15 protein-coding genes are annotated in these 14830 nt (G+C 36.2%); 4 read left to right on the top strand and 11 right to left on the bottom strand.

From position 1 onward, the window contains the following. The first annotated feature begins 46 nt into the window (after positions 1-46). Positions 47-427 (top strand): PaaI family thioesterase, encoded by a 381-nt coding sequence (locus tag IGK82_RS01710; RefSeq protein WP_172437429.1) that lies wholly within the window; start codon positions 47-49, stop codon positions 425-427. 69 nt (positions 428-496) lie between these two features. Here IGK82_RS01710 and IGK82_RS01705 read toward each other — a convergent pair whose 3' ends face one another. Then, positions 497-1096, bottom strand: coding sequence for a LysM peptidoglycan-binding domain-containing protein (locus IGK82_RS01705; protein ID WP_002355317.1), 600 nt, complete (start codon positions 1094-1096; stop codon positions 497-499). 817 nt (positions 1097-1913) lie between these two features. On the opposite strand from IGK82_RS01705, the gene IGK82_RS01700 reads away from it, so the two are divergent. Together IGK82_RS01700 and IGK82_RS01695 are read left to right on the top strand one after the other, a co-directional pair. Then, positions 1914-3395 carry a peptide MFS transporter gene (locus IGK82_RS01700; RefSeq protein WP_002355315.1) on the top strand — a complete coding sequence of 494 codons (1482 nt, stop codon included), beginning with the start codon at positions 1914-1916 and terminating at the stop codon, positions 3393-3395. Between the two features lie 106 nt (positions 3396-3501). Beyond that, positions 3502-3702: a hypothetical protein gene (locus IGK82_RS01695; protein ID WP_002355314.1), complete on the top strand. Its 201-nt coding sequence runs from the start codon at positions 3502-3504 to the stop codon at positions 3700-3702. An 83-nt stretch (positions 3703-3785) separates the two neighbouring features. On the opposite strand, the gene IGK82_RS01690 is transcribed toward IGK82_RS01695, so the two are convergent. From IGK82_RS01690 to rhaB, 6 genes are all read right to left on the bottom strand, one after another. After that, positions 3786-4622, bottom strand: a complete 837-nt coding sequence (locus IGK82_RS01690; protein ID WP_010709207.1) for a sugar phosphate isomerase/epimerase family protein — start codon at positions 4620-4622, stop codon at positions 3786-3788. A gap of 1 nt (position 4623) precedes the next feature. After that, positions 4624-5502, bottom strand: a complete 879-nt coding sequence (locus tag IGK82_RS01685; protein WP_002358417.1) for an AraC family transcriptional regulator — start codon at positions 5500-5502, stop codon at positions 4624-4626. A 251-nt stretch (positions 5503-5753) separates the two neighbouring features. Further along, on the bottom strand, positions 5754-6065 hold the full coding sequence (rhaM, locus tag IGK82_RS01680; protein WP_016622041.1) for an L-rhamnose mutarotase: 312 nt from the start codon (positions 6063-6065) through the stop codon (positions 5754-5756). Further along, complete coding sequence (rhaD, locus tag IGK82_RS01675) at positions 6062-6910, bottom strand: rhamnulose-1-phosphate aldolase (RefSeq protein WP_002363003.1); 849 nt, start codon at positions 6908-6910, stop codon at positions 6062-6064. The genes rhaM and rhaD overlap by 4 nt, the downstream gene beginning before the upstream one ends. 27 nt (positions 6911-6937) lie before the next feature. Further along, positions 6938-8224, bottom strand: a complete 1287-nt coding sequence (gene rhaA / locus IGK82_RS01670) for an L-rhamnose isomerase (protein WP_016622042.1) — start codon at positions 8222-8224, stop codon at positions 6938-6940. Next, positions 8221-9732: a rhamnulokinase gene (gene rhaB, locus IGK82_RS01665; RefSeq protein WP_016622043.1), complete on the bottom strand. Its 1512-nt coding sequence runs from the start codon at positions 9730-9732 to the stop codon at positions 8221-8223. The genes rhaA and rhaB overlap by 4 nt, the downstream gene beginning before the upstream one ends. 119 nt (positions 9733-9851) lie before the next feature. On the opposite strand from rhaB, the gene IGK82_RS01660 reads away from it, so the two are divergent. Further along, the gene (locus IGK82_RS01660) at positions 9852-10724 is read left to right on the top strand and encodes a helix-turn-helix domain-containing protein (protein WP_002355307.1); all 873 of its coding nucleotides are present in this window, start codon (positions 9852-9854) and stop codon (positions 10722-10724) included. Between the two features lie 147 nt (positions 10725-10871). Here the strand turns inward: IGK82_RS01660 and IGK82_RS01655 are convergent, their stop codons facing one another. From IGK82_RS01655 to IGK82_RS01640, 4 genes are read right to left on the bottom strand one after another with little or no spacing between them, the layout of a single operon-like run. Next, positions 10872-12167, bottom strand: coding sequence for a TRAP transporter large permease (locus tag IGK82_RS01655; protein ID WP_002355306.1), 1296 nt, complete (start codon positions 12165-12167; stop codon positions 10872-10874). 35 nt (positions 12168-12202) lie between these two features. Then, complete coding sequence (locus IGK82_RS01650; RefSeq protein WP_002355305.1) at positions 12203-12679, bottom strand: TRAP transporter small permease; 477 nt, start codon at positions 12677-12679, stop codon at positions 12203-12205. Positions 12680-12693: 14 nt separating this feature from the next. Beyond that, positions 12694-13701, bottom strand: a complete 1008-nt coding sequence (locus IGK82_RS01645; RefSeq protein WP_002358408.1) for a TRAP transporter substrate-binding protein — start codon at positions 13699-13701, stop codon at positions 12694-12696. 20 nt (positions 13702-13721) lie between these two features. Beyond that, positions 13722-14828, bottom strand: a complete 1107-nt coding sequence (locus IGK82_RS01640; protein WP_002385348.1) for a glycoside hydrolase family 88/105 protein — start codon at positions 14826-14828, stop codon at positions 13722-13724. Between the last annotated feature and the right edge of the window lie 2 nt (positions 14829-14830).

Raw genomic sequence — 14830 nt, 5'->3', positions numbered from 1 at the left:
GTATAATAAATAAAAAACCTTTTATTCTCTCTTTTATTAGAAAGGACTGATTACTATTCATCTTTTAGAGTATTTAGGCATCACGATTCAACAGGTTTCTGCTGAGAAATGTCAGCTTACTTTAGCGGTAAAAGACGTGCATAAACAACCCTATGGCCTTGTCCACGGGGGCTTAAACGGCATCTTAATTGAAACTGCCTGTAGTTTAGGTGCGAACGAAAACGTTCCTGAAAACACTTTTGCTGTCGGCATAGACTTACAAGTAAATCATCTTCGTAGTGTCCATGATGGTAGCCTTACCGTGATTGCGACACCCGATCACTCGGGAAAGACCCTTCAAGTTTGGGAAGCAAAAATTTATAACGCAGACCACCAATTGACGAGCGTGGGGCGTTGTACCTTAACAAATCGACAAAAAAAACAGTAATCTTTACAGGTTACTGTTTTTTTGTTTATAGTTTTTAATAAGTAATTAGATTACTTCGTTTATTTAATTTTAGTACCAACCATTTGCTAACCAGAATGATTTAGCTGCATCCCATGAACCATAGCGACCTGCTACGTACTGATCTGCCACGCGTTCTTGGTTGGCAGGTGAATAGTCACCATTTAAATAAGAGGCAGATAATTGGTAACGACCGATATACTGACCGTTTGTTGCATCGTAAGAACCACTAGATTCACGTTGTGCGATCCACTCTTTTGCATCACTGCTTGCGGCAGGTGCTGCTGGTTGCGCTACTTCTTGAGCAACAGGTTGTTGTACTTCTTGTTGTACTGGTTGTGCAACAGGTTGTTCAACTACTTGTTGAACTGGTGCAACTTCTACAGCTGGTGCTGGAGTATTAGCAACTTCTTTTTCTGAACGAATAACTAATTGTTCTCCTTCAAAAATTAAATCAAGGTTTGGCAATTTGTTATCAGAAGCAATTTTTTGAATTAAGCTATTGTCTCCTGCAAATTGATGAGAAATTGTTGATAAAGTATCTCCTGCTTTAACTGTATATAAGCTTTCTGCGTTTGCGTCTGTTCCTAAGAATAATCCTAAACCTGCGGCCAAAGTTGTTCCAAGTAAAATCGTTTTGATTGATTTCATGTATGTTTCTCCTTTGTAATTAAAAATATTTGATTGTTGCTCTTAGCTCTCGGCAACAACCACGTCTGCTTCGCTTTATCGAAACGACTTCACATACTTTATCATCGAATGGCCAGCCGTAGGTGAATATCTCGTGACAATTTATTACTAGAATGTCGATTTTGTTACATTTTGTAATAAAAAGCTGCTGGAAGCTTGATATTATCCTGTTTATATTTTGCGAAAAAAAGTTAAAAAAACAGGATTTTATTTTTGAGAAACCGTTTTCTAACCCTTGATTAGCCATTAAATGTCGGTTTTTTTACATTCGTTTCAGTCAAAAAGTAACAAAATGTTAAAGATACTAGACATGAGAATGTTTTTTTCAAAAACTCACGCCTAAAAAGAACAGGTGTTTTCTTTGAATTTTTTTATCATTCACTATTTTTATTTTTCCTTCTATTATATAGTTAAATTTTTTATCGTATTCATTTTTCGATTCTGAAAAAACACTAAGCACTTCCTATTGAAACAAAAAGAGTTAAACAAAAAAATCTTATATTTTGCTTGTTATTTATTCATTTTAATCTTATTCAAAAAAGGAACAGCTAAAGCAACTATGAAAACAAAGTATTGAAAATAAAGCAGAATAAATATTCATTTTTATTGTAATTCACGAATAAAAAACAAACAATCAATCGAACGCTTGTTATTTAAAAACGTAATCAGTTTTTTCTCTTTCTATTTTCCAATCTATGAGTAATAAAATATATGAATCTACATTTAAGTCATTTTATTATCAAATATTCTGAATATTATAAGAATTGGAGTTTTATCTATGAGTGACAAAGAACAACTTGAGAAATTAGACAAATCCTTTCTGGGACAACCGAAAGGACTAGCAACACTGTTCTTCACAGAAATGTGGGAACGTTTCAGTTACTACGGCATGCGTGCTATTCTAATGTATTACATTTACGATACCGTAGCCAATGGCGGTTTAGGTCTCCCCAAAGCAACTGCCTTAGCCATCATGTCCATTTATGGATCAATGGTTTTCATGTCCAGTATCATTGGCGGTTGGGTCTCTGACCGTGTCTTAGGTTCAAGGAAAACTGTTTTTATTGGTGGTTTGTTAATCATTGCTGGACATATTGTTCTCGCTACCCCATTTGGTGTTCCCGCCTTATTCGTTTCTATTATGTTGATTGTATTTGGGACTGGGATGTTAAAACCAAATGTTTCAGGGATGGTTGGCCATCTTTATTCAAAAACTGACTTACGTAGAGATGCAGGCTTCTCCATTTTTTACATGGGGATTAATATCGGAGCCTTAATCGCTCCCCTTGTTGTCGGAACTTTAGGACAAGAATATAATTATCATTTAGGCTTTTCCGTTGCCGCAGTAGGGATGTTCTTCGGGCTACTACAATATTATTTCCAAGGACGTAAATCTCTTGCTGGGATTGGTCAAGCCCCAACTAATCCAATGTCTAAAGAAGAGCAAAAGAAATTTGCTAAAGCATTTATGTTGGCAATTGTCGTTGCTTTACTTATTTTTGGTGGCGCCTATGTCACAGGACATTTAACAATTGATTTCTTTATTAATACCATCAGCGTGTTAGGAATCCTGTTACCTGTTTATTATTTCAGCAAAATGTTAACGTCTAAAGATGTCACTGCTGAAGAAAAACCAAAAGTTCTGGCTTACTTGCCATTATTCTTAGCAGCAATTGTTTTCTGGTCATTGGAAGAACAAGGTTCGTCTATTCTTGCTCTATTTGCAAATGAACGGACGCAAACGAGTTTGTTTGGCTTCCCGATTGCCGCTAGCTGGTTCCAATCATTAAATCCTGTATTCGTAGTTATTTTGACCCCTATTTTTGTTACATTATGGACAAAACTAGGTAAACGTCAACCATCAACAGTTGTGAAGTTTTCACTAGGGCTAGTCTTTGCTGGTCTTTCCTTCGTCTTATTAATGTTGCCAGGTCTACTTTATGGTACCGAAGGACGGGTGAGTCCACTTTGGTTATTCTTTAGTTTCTTCATTATGATTGTCGGAGAAATGTGTTTATCTCCCGTTGGCTTATCGATTACTACAAAATTAGCACCGAAAGCTTTCGAAGCTCAAACCGTTGCTATTTGGTTATTAGCAGATGCCGCTTCACAAGCCATTAACGCTCAAATTGCTCGTTTCTATACACCTGGAACAGAGTCAGCATATTTTGGGATTGTCGGACTTGTAGCTGTCGTTGCTGGGATTCTCTTATTCATTGTGAAAAAACCAATCCAAAACTTAATGGGTGACGTCCGTTAAACCGTCAAAAAAGTTGCCTTTCTCTTTTTTGAAAGGCAACTTTTTTATACAGCGTTTTGATAACGTTTTCATCAAGTGGTATACTAAGTAGAAGGAGGACGAGGACATGCGTTACTTAATTGGCGGTATTTTTTTATTGATTAGTATCTGGCAATTCATTGTTACTGGACGAACATTTTCCTACTTAAAGAAAGAGGGCGGCAAAAGAACCTCACCATTTATTCTGTTAGGACTATGGAGTAGCTTAGTGTTTGCTATTATTTCATTTGCTGTGGCGATTGCTTCTTTCTTTTATGTGAGTTTTTAAGGCAAGTATATTTTATATTTTGTCTTATTAAGCAACGAAAAACATCTCAAAAAATCGAGATGTTTTTTGTTGCACATTTTTATCTAAATGGAATGATATTGCGAAACTTTTTGATAGGCACTTGCTATTTTTTCAAATGGTGTTTCCTCAAAAATAGTGAACAGTCCGGGCTTATGTTTATTCAAAAATTGAATGGTTTCTGTAAGAGGTACCTGCCCTTCGCCAATGGCTACCGGAAATATCTGCTGATTTCTTATAATGAAATCTTTCAAATGAAAAGCAACGATTTTTTCACCAAAACACTCAAACGCTTCTTCTACTATTTCCAAATACGTTTTATCTATATCTACTCGAATTAAGTTGGTAGGATCCAAAATAATACCTAAATTAGTTGAAGCAACCTCGTCAATCAATCGTTGCATTTTTTCAATTGTATGAATTGGATGATTGATTCCTGGTTCAATCCCAACAATTATCCCATACTTTTCAGCTTCTCGACATAATCTTCTAACAGAAAATAAAACTTCTTCGTAGGCTTCTTCTGTATAATTATCTTCAGTGTAATAAATCGTTTCATATATACTGCCTGTTTCAGTTGCAACGATTTTTGCCCCAAACATTGAAGCGTAACGAATGTATGTTTCAAATTGATGCAGTCGTTTTTCTCGCTCTTCTAAATCTGGATGAATCAGATTAATATAACAACTTAGGACGCTAATCGTAATCTTTTCATCTTCGAAAATATTCTTCAATTGGCTTCCTAGTCCTGGAGATAGAACAGCAGCACTTGCATATTCTGGATAAGAAATACCTAAGGCAAATTGAATTGAAGTTATGTTCGTTTCAGCAATTTTTTTAGCCAATTCCACAGGAGATATTTTGGTGCCAACATCATGGGCACGTACTGCAAGTGTCAACATTTTACTCAAGCCTCACTTTCTTGATAGATTCTTCGTAATGATCAAAATGAATGATCTGATTATTCTTATGTTGCACCAAAAATTCTTTTGGTGTCATATTAAACTCTTTTTTAAAGGATTTCAAAAAGTGTGGATATGATTTAAATCCACATTTCAGGTAAACATCACTAGCACTGCGATATTCTTTTAATAACTGTTTAGCGTAAAGTAGTTTCTTTTTCAGCACAAATTGATGGAAAGTAAATCCTGTATGTTTCTTAAATTCCCGCGTTACATAATACTTAGTCACAAAAAAATTTTTTTCCATCTGTTCTAAGGTTAATGGTTGATCCAAATTTTGAGAAATGTAGGTAATCATTGCTTCAATTCGTTCATTTTCAATCATTTGTTTTGGTTGGCTCTCATTCTCTTCTTTCAGAACTAATTGATTTAAGTAAATTAAAAAGTCTAACAGTTGTTGTTCATAACGAACATCCGCACCATATTCTTCTGGCAAAGGAGAATGATCTAACGGGGTCAAGTAGTTTGCTAATTTTGCTACATCCACTTTGATAACTTTACTACGACGCTGACCAAAATGTTGAAAACAAGCAGACAAGTTTGTCCGTTTACTAGATCGTTGTTGTAAAAAATCGGGTGTTAAAAAAATATACATCCGTTCGAAATCATCAGTACTCTGCTTAATAATTCGATGTAAATCATGATAATGAATGAGTAAAACGGTCCCTGCTTCAACATCAAATTGATGTCCATCTAAAAAGAACGTTGCTACCCCTTTTAACGTACAATGGACTTCATAAAAATCGTGGTAATGATAGATGGTTTTTTCTGGACTAACCATATCTTTTACATGAAAGATCTCATATTGATCTGAAATCATACTATTTACTTGTGATTTCCGGATTTCTTTTACACTCTTCAACAAGATTCACCTCTTTTTTTAGAAGTTAACTATTTTTTGAATAAACAGTTACAGCTAATGTTGGTACAATTTATTACTTTCTGGAACAGCCGTTACCACAAAGGCTTTCTTTGTAAGTTCCAGAACAATCCCTTGAAATCAACTCCACTCAAGTAAGTTGTTTTGTGTACAATCATACGATTCACTATAACAAACTGTTCTATTTTAAATTATAGTTCAAAAACTTTTTTTAATTCAGCCGTCATCGGCGAGCAATCAGGATTTGTTTCCATAATATCTTCCATATAGTTCCACCATTTTTGATTGATTGGTGTCAGTGCTATTTGCTCCCAGCGAGCTTCATCTTCTATTTCTAAATAACCAAAAAGTGTACTGGTTTCAGGATTTAAAAAAATTTGATACTTAATTGCCCCATGTTCTTTCAGCATTTGACGCATTTCTGACCATAACTTCTCATGACGTCGTTGATATTCGGCATGTTGATCAGGATATACTTGCATACAAAAGGCTTTTTTTATCATAGCTTTCTCCGTTTTGATACTTTCTCTTCCAAATAGCCAACTTTCGGTGTCACACCAAACGCTTCTGCTAAGCGCCATAAATCTGCATCTGAAATTGTTTGGCGAACGCCTCCTTGCGCACAAACATAAGTGTACACTTCAGCGGCTTTTTCGGCAGTTTCAATTAAACCAAATACTTCATCCATATCACGGCCAGTACCATAAATACCATGTTGCGGCCATAAAACCAAACGAGATTCTTTCATTTTTTCAGCCGTTGCTACACCAATTTCATTCGTTCCAGGAACCAACCACGGAATAATACCAACACCGTCTGGAAATACTACTAAACATTCGGTACACATTTGCCATAATGTTCTAGTAAAGACTTTTTCATCTAATTCGTGAGTAAAACTCATTGCTAATAAATGACTCGCATGATTATGCATGACAATGCGATTTTCTGGATCAACAGCTAAACGAGCAATATGGCTCATAAAATGGCTAGGTAATTCACTCGTTGGTACAGCTTCATCTTCTAAGCCCCACAATAGTTCTAATTCCTGGCCATTTTCACTAACTCGTAAGATCCCTAAGTTTTCGCTTGGTGCATCACAGACATTTTTAAAATATTTTCCTGAGCCTGTCACGATAAAATATTTTCCTGCTAATTTCGTTGCATCAAATTTCATTGGAATCTTTCGGAGCACTTGTGTTGGATTTAGAAAAGGTAAAATCTCCTCCTCTTTTAATAAATACGAAATATTTCCGCCATTTCGTTCATCCCAACCTAAACGATATAAATTTTTGGTCGTTTTGACCATTTCTTCCACAAATGGTGCTTGTAACACGTTCATTTTTTTCATTTTAGAAGTTCCTCTCGTTTGTTAATTTTATGAAAAACGACAACTATCTTTACCTGTTGGCAATTGACGAGTTGGTAAAATCACTTTTTCGTATTCTTGAACATCCGTTAACCAATCTAAGCCGATAGGTACGTGATTTTCTTGACAGTAGTAGTTCCAGATATCGGCAAATGGAAAGTCTTTTAACTCTTCCGTTAAGGCTAAACGTGTGGTAAAATCTCCTATCAATTCAGCTTCTTTTAAGACGCTTGTTGGCTCAAGCATCGCTTTCATTAACGCTTTTTGTGTATTGCGGGTGCCAATCACCCAAGCGGCAACACGATTGATTGTGGCATCAAAGAAATCTAAGCCCACGTGTGTTTTTCCTAATAAATCATTGCGAACTAACTCCTTGGCAATTTCTTGCAATTCATCATCCATAATGACAACGTGGTCACTATCCCAGCGAACTGGACGACTGACATGTAATAGCATTCCTTCGCCAAATAAGGATAATGAAGATAACTTATTAGAAATCACTTCTGTTGGATGAAAATGACCAGCATCTAAACAAATTAATTTATTCCGCGTTAAACCGTAGCCCATATAAAATTCATGAGACCCAACTGTATAGGCTTCTGACCCAATCCCAAAGAGCTTGCTTTCCACCGCATCGACTGTATAAGCTGGATCAATTTCCTCTGAAAAAATTTCATCTAGCGAAGCCATTAGCCGCTTTCTCGGCGTTAAACGATCAACTGGGTTATCTTTAAAGCCATCTGGCACCCAAAAGTTATTGACAGCTACTTGTCCTAATTCTCTTCCAAAATATTCAGCAATTCTTCGTGAACGTTTCCCATGCTCAATCCAAAAGTCTCGAACTTGCGGATTCGGATGAGCTAAAGTAAAGCCATCGCGGTACATTGGATTCGAGAAAAAGGTTGGATTAAAGTCCAATCCTAAGCCATTTTCTTTTGCCCAAGTCACCCATGGTTCAAAATGCTTTGGTTCCAGTTCGTTTAAATCCACCCTTTCCTCTGTGTCTAAATAAATAGCATGCAAATTCAATTTGTGTTTTCCTGGAATTAAAGAAAACGCTTTTTCTAAATCTTGACGTAGTTGCTGGGGACTTCGAGCAACGCCTGGATAATTCCCTGTAACTGAAATACCACCAGAAAGTTCATCCTCACTTAAGAAGCCTCTCACATCATCTCCTTGCCACACATGCATTGAAATTTTGACATCAGCCATTTTTTCCAATACAGCTTCGGTATCTACGTCAATACTGGCATATTTTTCTTTCGCTTCTTCATATTTTTGTGTAATGGTTGTCATAATGAGCTCCTTTTCATAAATGCTTGATAGCGATTTTTTATTGTTGAATCAATTGGATTTGCTTGATAGATTTCCGTGGGAAAAGATGTTTGGATACAAGTACGAGCTGCTGGAATATCTTTAAGTTCACCTGTTGCAATCATCTGCATCAAAAGATTACCTAAAGCAGTTGCTTCCCCAGGTCCCGCATTCACTGTAACATTAGCAACATCAGCAGTTAGCTGGTTCAATAAACAATTATTGGAACCACCACCGACAACATGTAAAGTTGTAATTTTCCGTTCGATTCCTGTTAATTGAGCTAATTTTTCTAGTTCTACGCTGTAACACAATGCTAAATTATCATAAATACAACGAGCGAGTTCACCAGGGCTTTCAGGAACTGTTTGTTGTGTTTCACGGCAATAGGCTTGTAATTCAGTAATCATATTTCCCGGATTTAAAAAACGAGGATCATTTACATCAATAAATTGTTGAAATGCTGGTTCTTTTTCAGCTAAGGCGGCCAATTCAGCATAGCTATATTGGTAGTTTTGGTGCCGTGCCACTTCTTGAATTAGCCACATACCCATAATATTTTTTAAGAAACGAATTGTGTTCTGGGCGCCCCATTCATTCGTGTAATTTTCTTGGAAAGCTTCAGCAGAAATTGTTGTAACAGTCGTTTCAATGCCTAATAAAGACCAAGTACCACTGCTAATGTACGCCCAGTCATCGCCAATGCCTGGCGTACCTAAAATTGCTGAAGCTGTATCATGACTAGCTATCGTAATCAACGTTGCATTTGGTAAATCATAGTCTGGAAAAGCCGCTGTTTGCAGGTCGCCTAAAATCGTGCCCGGCTCTACTAATGTTGGAAATAGTGTTTCATCAATTCCTAGGAAATCCAGTAATTCACTTTCCCATTGTTTCGTTCCAGCATTCAACAGTTGCGTGGTGGAGGCGTTGGTTGCTTCGATGACTGCTTTTCCAGTAAAGACATAACCTAAGTAATCAGGGATTAACAACAATTGACTGGCTGCAGCCAAACGTTCCTTTTCCTCTACAAATAACTGAAAAATGGTATTAAAAGGTTGAACTTGAATCCCCGTTTGTTGGTACAATTTTTCTAATGAATAGCCTTTTGAAAAATTTGTTACAGCTGCTTCTGTCCGTCCATCTCGATAAGCAATCGGTTCGTCCAAAAGTTGTCCAGATTGATCCAGCAGACAATAGTCAACACCCCAAGTATCAATTCCAATAAAGCATTCCTTGATACCTAATTGTTTAACTTTTTGCAGACCAAGCAGTAACTCATGAACTAAACTAGCCATATCCCAACGCTGATACCCATCTTTTTGATGAAAACCATTTTTAAAACGATGAATTTCTTCTATTGTTATCTGACCATTCGCTAAGCGTTGACTTTTCATTATGCGACCGCTAGAAGCGCCAATATCAACCGCTAAATAGGTTCGTTTCTCAACTTGTTCTTTTTTCACTTTGTTGATAGTTGTCAATCCTTTCACTATTTTTATTTTTTGTACGTTAGACTAACTTTATGTATTCATCATAAACAAAAAATAGCGCTTTCACCTCTCACAATTTTGAGATATAATTGTACTATCTTGGTAATTAGGAGGTTCTTATGGATTATTGGGAAAAAGCCGACTACTCTTGGTCAGACGATTCTAAGCGACATATTTTGACACCTAGCAGCAAAAGTCGCACACTTTTTTATTACATACAGGAAATTGGACAGTTTAAAGCCTCGCGCCCTTATTATACGGAGCGGGCACATTTACCATCATACTTAATTAAATTCACGCTAAATGGTACTGGGGAATTACGCTATCGTTATCATACATACAGCTTACAGAGAGGTGATTTATTCTTTATTGACTGTCGGGATTATCAATACTATCAAGCAACCAGCGAAGATCCTTGGGAAATGGACTGGATTCATTTTGAAGGAGGAAATTCTGGTGCTTTTTTCCAAGAATTTATGAAAAATGGTTCACCAGTTTTCTCCACTAATCAGCTTCCAGAAGATAATCCTATTCATTTAATCATTCAGCAGCTATTACAATTACAAGATTTACAACATGCGCAAACTGATTACCAGTCTTCCGTTTTAATTCATCAATTACTGAACGAATTATTGTTGCAAAAGTATCGTCAAGACTTTACCTACGAAACGATTCCATCATTGGTTTTGGAAATGAAAGCTTACATTGATCAACATTTCAAAGAAACAATTTCTTTAGAAGACTTGGCTCAACTCTTTCATTTAAATAAATATCAATTGAACAAAGAGTTCTCCAAATACATTGGATTACCGCCAATTAAATATCAAATTAGTAAAAAAATTTCTTATTCAAAAGATTTACTACGCTATTCTAATCAAACAGTGAAAGAAATTGCTGTAGATGTTGGTTTAGAAAACTATGCCTACTTTAGTCGATTATTTAAAAAGCGAACTGGATTAACTCCTAGTCAATACCGTAAAAGTGGCTTCTAAAAAATCTCTCTATGACACATAACGTCATAGAGAGATTTTTTATTTCTATGCCTCCTAAACTCAATATTTTATAGTAAATTACCAAATCTAGTTGATTGAACAACTTATATTTCGCTCAATTGGGGTTGTTAGACAATTTGTATTGAATTAAGAAATTAGATTTGGTAACCACATGACAAGTTCAGGTACATATGTGATTAAAAGTAAAATTGCTAAGATTACCAGATAAAATGGAACTAGTGGTTTCAGCATTTGCTCAGCTTTAACACCCCCAACACTAGCACCAACATATAATCCTGTTCCAACAGGTGGTGTAATTGAACCAACACACAAGTTCATAATCGCAAATAAACCAAAATGAACTGGATCCACTCCAACATTCATAACAATTGGTAAAAAGATTGGCGTAAAAATCAAAATAGCTGGACCAACATCCATAAACATTCCCACAAACAATAGGACAACGTTTACTAATAGTAGAATTAAGTATTTATTGTCTGTGATTCCTAAAATAGCTGTACTGATTGCTTCTGGTATCCCTGTAAAAGCCATCGCAAAAGACATCATTGAAGAAGTTGCCAACAAGAACATAATGGTTCCACTCATCAAGACAGCCTCTTTTAACATTTTAGGTAAATCGTTTATTTTCACTGTTTTGTAGTAAAACATTGAAATCAATAATGAGTATGCGACAGCAATTGCTGATGCTTCAATCGCTGTAAATAACCCCGTCAAAATACCGCCAATAATAATGACAATTAACAATACACTGGGAACCGCTTCTCGCAGAACCTTGCTGACTTCTCCTTTTTTTGCTTTTGCCACAGTAGGATAATTATGACGTTTTGCAATAACATAGGCTACCACCATAATTCCTAACGCCCACAAAGAACCTACCAAATAACCTCCTAAAAATAAAGAAGAAATAGAGGCCCCACCAGCCACCAATGAATACATAATAAACGCTGTACTTGGTGGAATAACCATTCCTGTAGGAGCAGAGGCAATATTTACAGCCGTTGCAAATTTCCGATCATAGCCCTCATTTACTTGTTGCGGAATTAGCACGCCACCAATAGCAGTAGATGCTGCAATTGCAGAGCTAGAAATCGAACCAAATAATGCGTTCCCTAACACATTAGTATGTGCTAGCGCGCCGGGAACACGACCAACAAATAACATAGAAAAATTTACCAACTTTTGGGCAATTCCCCCATTATTCATAATCACACCAGAAAAAATAAAAAACGGAATTGCTACGAGAGAGAAACTATTTAAACTAGAGACCATTTTTTGAGCTGAGGTAAATGCAGCTGCTTCAAAAGGAATTACTAATAACAATGTTGCAATTGAAGATGCCGCAATGCTCATACCAATTGGCATACCAACTACCAATAAGACTGCAAAAACTACAAATAAGATAATGCCTGCTTCTAAAGCCATATTTTTACTCCTATTCTTTTTCTTCTATAAACGCATTAAGAATCTTTTGATTGCGTGAATAACTCTAGCAAATTCATCAAACTATAAATAAACATCAAAACACCTGCCACTGGAACGGCTAAATAGACATAACCCATAGGAATTGCCAAAGATGGTGAAATTTGTCCTAACGTAATTACTACACCATTCCAACCGCCAAATATCATAATCACTCCTGCAAAAAGTAGGAACAACAATTGAACAATAAATTCTAAAAAGCGTTTTTGTTTCCCTTGTAATTTTTCACTTAACAAAGTTACTGCTAAATGTCCCTTTTTTCCAACCACATAAGCAGAAGCTAACATCGCCAGCCAGACCAATGCAAAGCGAACAAATTCTTCTGTTAAGGTACTAGGATTTTTTAACACTGTCCGGGCAAACACTTGGTACAAAACGACCAAAACCATTGCAGCAAGAATGATTGATCCAAGTATTTCTAAAAGTCGATTTAAAAATTTTCTAAAACCTTTCATAATTACCTCCTTAATTAGTCCGCCAACTGGCGAATAGCCTGATACAGTTCGCCATGTTCTGAGCTATTTTTGAATGATTCATGCAACGGTTGAACAAGTTTTTGGAATGGTTCACTGTCTACTTGATTGAACACAACGCCATATTCTGCTTGTGCTTTTTTCTTTTCTTCTTCAACCGCTTCTTTAAAGACCGTTTTTTCAAAAGCGGTCGATTCTTTTGCTGCTTCTTCAATCGCTTGTTCTTGTTTCGCTGTCAAACGTTCTTTTGTTCCCTCGTTCATAATCACAATATCTGGCACTCGAGTATGCTCATCATAAGAATAATACTTAGCCACACCACCATGACCAGCTGTATATAAAACGAACTCATTATTCTCTGCACCGTTGATTAGATTAGATTGTAGAGAAGTATATACTTCCGAACTACCCATAGGTACTGGCGAACCCCCTAAAAGTTCTACCATTTTGATGGCGGTTTCACTTTGCATGACCCGAATTTTTTTACCTTTCAAATCATCTGGAGATGTAACAGGCCCTTTGCTCATATAAAAACTTCGTTGACCAGAGTCATAATAAGTTAAACCAACAAATCCTAATTTTTTTGTAGAATCATACACTGGTTGCATTAGCGCTTGATTATCCATTACTTTAAAAAAATGTTTTTCATTATCAAAAATATACGGAATGGCAAATACAGAATAATCTTTAGAAAAACTTTCTAATGCTGATCCACTGACCTTTGCAAAATCAATTGCACCTGTTTGTGTTAATTCAATTAGTTCTGTTTCTCCCCCTAACTGACCATCTGGAAAGTATTCAATTTGAACTTTACCATCTGTTTTTTCCTCTACCAATTCCCCGAATTTCTTCATAGAATCGATAACTGGTTGGCTATTACTAGCATACGCATAGCGCAAGACTACCGTATCATTTGCCGAAGCTTCTGTTTTGCCGCAACCACTTAGCAACTGTAATCCTGCCAATACCATAACTGCTGTAAATAAAACCTTTCTTTTTTTCATGAACTTTTCTCCTTACTTTTCTAGCAATAAGAAACAAGCAATTCAGTCAAACATAGGATTGTTAATGATTGACCATAAGGCATCGCTGTCATTCCAATTGTGCGATAAAAATCTAAATTATCACCCATTCCTGTACCAACTGACACATGTTGTACTTCTCCCGTTTCATCAATCTCATTTAGTAAGCCAGCAATTGCTTTGTTTGCCACTTCTTCATATTCAGAAGAAATATATTTTTTATGAACCGCTTTTAAAATCCCATAAGCGAATCCCGCTGTCGCAGAAGATTCTAAATACGAATTTGAATCATTAATTAATGTATGCCATAAACCAGATTCATCTTGGTATTTCGCTAAAGCTGCCACTTGCGCATTGAGGGTACTTAATAAAAATTCCCGTAAACTATCTCCTTTTGGCAACTCTAAGATTTCAATAATTTCTGGAATAGCAATCGTAATCCAGCAGTTCCCTCTTGCCCACAGTGCTTCCGCATAGTTATGATTTCCCTCAAAAGTCCAACCGTGATACCATAGACCACTTTTTTTATCTTGTAAATATTTAATATGGATTAAAAATTGATGCTTTGCTTCTTCCAAATAATCGAGTCGATTCAACAACTTACCAATTTTTGCCAAAGGTAAGACAGTCATCATTAACGTATCATCCCATAATTGATTTTTATTTTCTGGTCCATATGTCGCATGTTGCAAGCCCCCTTCATTCGTTCGGGGCATTTCTTCCATCACCCATTCCGCCCATTGCTCTAAGTAAGGTATATATTTAGAGTCTTTAGTGTCTTCATATAGATAAGCCATTGTTAAAAGCGGAGCCATCGTATTCACATTCTTAGGCGGCGCGCCTTCTTGCATCCGACCTTCAAACCAGTCGTTAACTACTTGTAAAGCTTTTTCACTTTTAGTATTTCGATAATTCTTATATATACCATACAACCCAACGCCTTGCGGCCAGTTCCAAATCGTCCAACTTTTGTCATCAACTTTTAAACCATCAAAATCTAACAGAAATTCACCTGTGTTATCTTTAATCGTTGTTAAATTTCTAATTAATAAGTCAATCGTTGTTTCTACTGTATCTTTTGGTATGAATTGTTCCTGTTTAATAATCATCG

Origin of the sequence: Enterococcus sp. AZ197 (genome assembly GCF_050556405.1) — a bacterium.
Classification (GTDB): Bacteria; Bacillota; Bacilli; order Lactobacillales; family Enterococcaceae; genus Enterococcus; species Enterococcus faecalis.
This window is presented reverse-complemented; position numbering and strand designations above follow the sequence as displayed.

Excerpts from the sequence above, each read along its gene's own strand:
- IGK82_RS01690 (WP_010709207.1), bottom strand. The coding sequence starts at position 4,622 with ATGTTGACACTTGCAGTACGTGCCCATGATGTTGGCACCAAAATATCT.
- IGK82_RS01705 (WP_002355317.1), bottom strand. The coding sequence starts at position 1,096 with ATGAAATCAATCAAAACGATTTTACTTGGAACAACTTTGGCCGCAGGT.
- IGK82_RS01655 (WP_002355306.1), bottom strand. The coding sequence starts at position 12,167 with ATGGCTTTAGAAGCAGGCATTATCTTATTTGTAGTTTTTGCAGTCTTA.
- rhaM (WP_016622041.1), bottom strand. The coding sequence starts at position 6,065 with ATGATAAAAAAAGCCTTTTGTATGCAAGTATATCCTGATCAACATGCC.
- IGK82_RS01645 (WP_002358408.1), bottom strand. The coding sequence starts at position 13,701 with ATGAAAAAAAGAAAGGTTTTATTTACAGCAGTTATGGTATTGGCAGGA.
- IGK82_RS01640 (WP_002385348.1), bottom strand. The coding sequence starts at position 14,828 with ATGATTATTAAACAGGAACAATTCATACCAAAAGATACAGTAGAAACA.
- rhaD (WP_002363003.1), bottom strand. The coding sequence starts at position 6,910 with ATGAAAAAAATGAACGTGTTACAAGCACCATTTGTGGAAGAAATGGTC.
- IGK82_RS01695 (WP_002355314.1), top strand. The coding sequence starts at position 3,502 with ATGCGTTACTTAATTGGCGGTATTTTTTTATTGATTAGTATCTGGCAA.
- IGK82_RS01685 (WP_002358417.1), bottom strand. The coding sequence starts at position 5,502 with ATGATTTCAGATCAATATGAGATCTTTCATGTAAAAGATATGGTTAGT.
- IGK82_RS01660 (WP_002355307.1), top strand. The coding sequence starts at position 9,852 with ATGGATTATTGGGAAAAAGCCGACTACTCTTGGTCAGACGATTCTAAG.
- IGK82_RS01700 (WP_002355315.1), top strand. The coding sequence starts at position 1,914 with ATGAGTGACAAAGAACAACTTGAGAAATTAGACAAATCCTTTCTGGGA.
- rhaA (WP_016622042.1), bottom strand. The coding sequence starts at position 8,224 with ATGACAACCATTACACAAAAATATGAAGAAGCGAAAGAAAAATATGCC.
- IGK82_RS01650 (WP_002355305.1), bottom strand. The coding sequence starts at position 12,679 with ATGAAAGGTTTTAGAAAATTTTTAAATCGACTTTTAGAAATACTTGGA.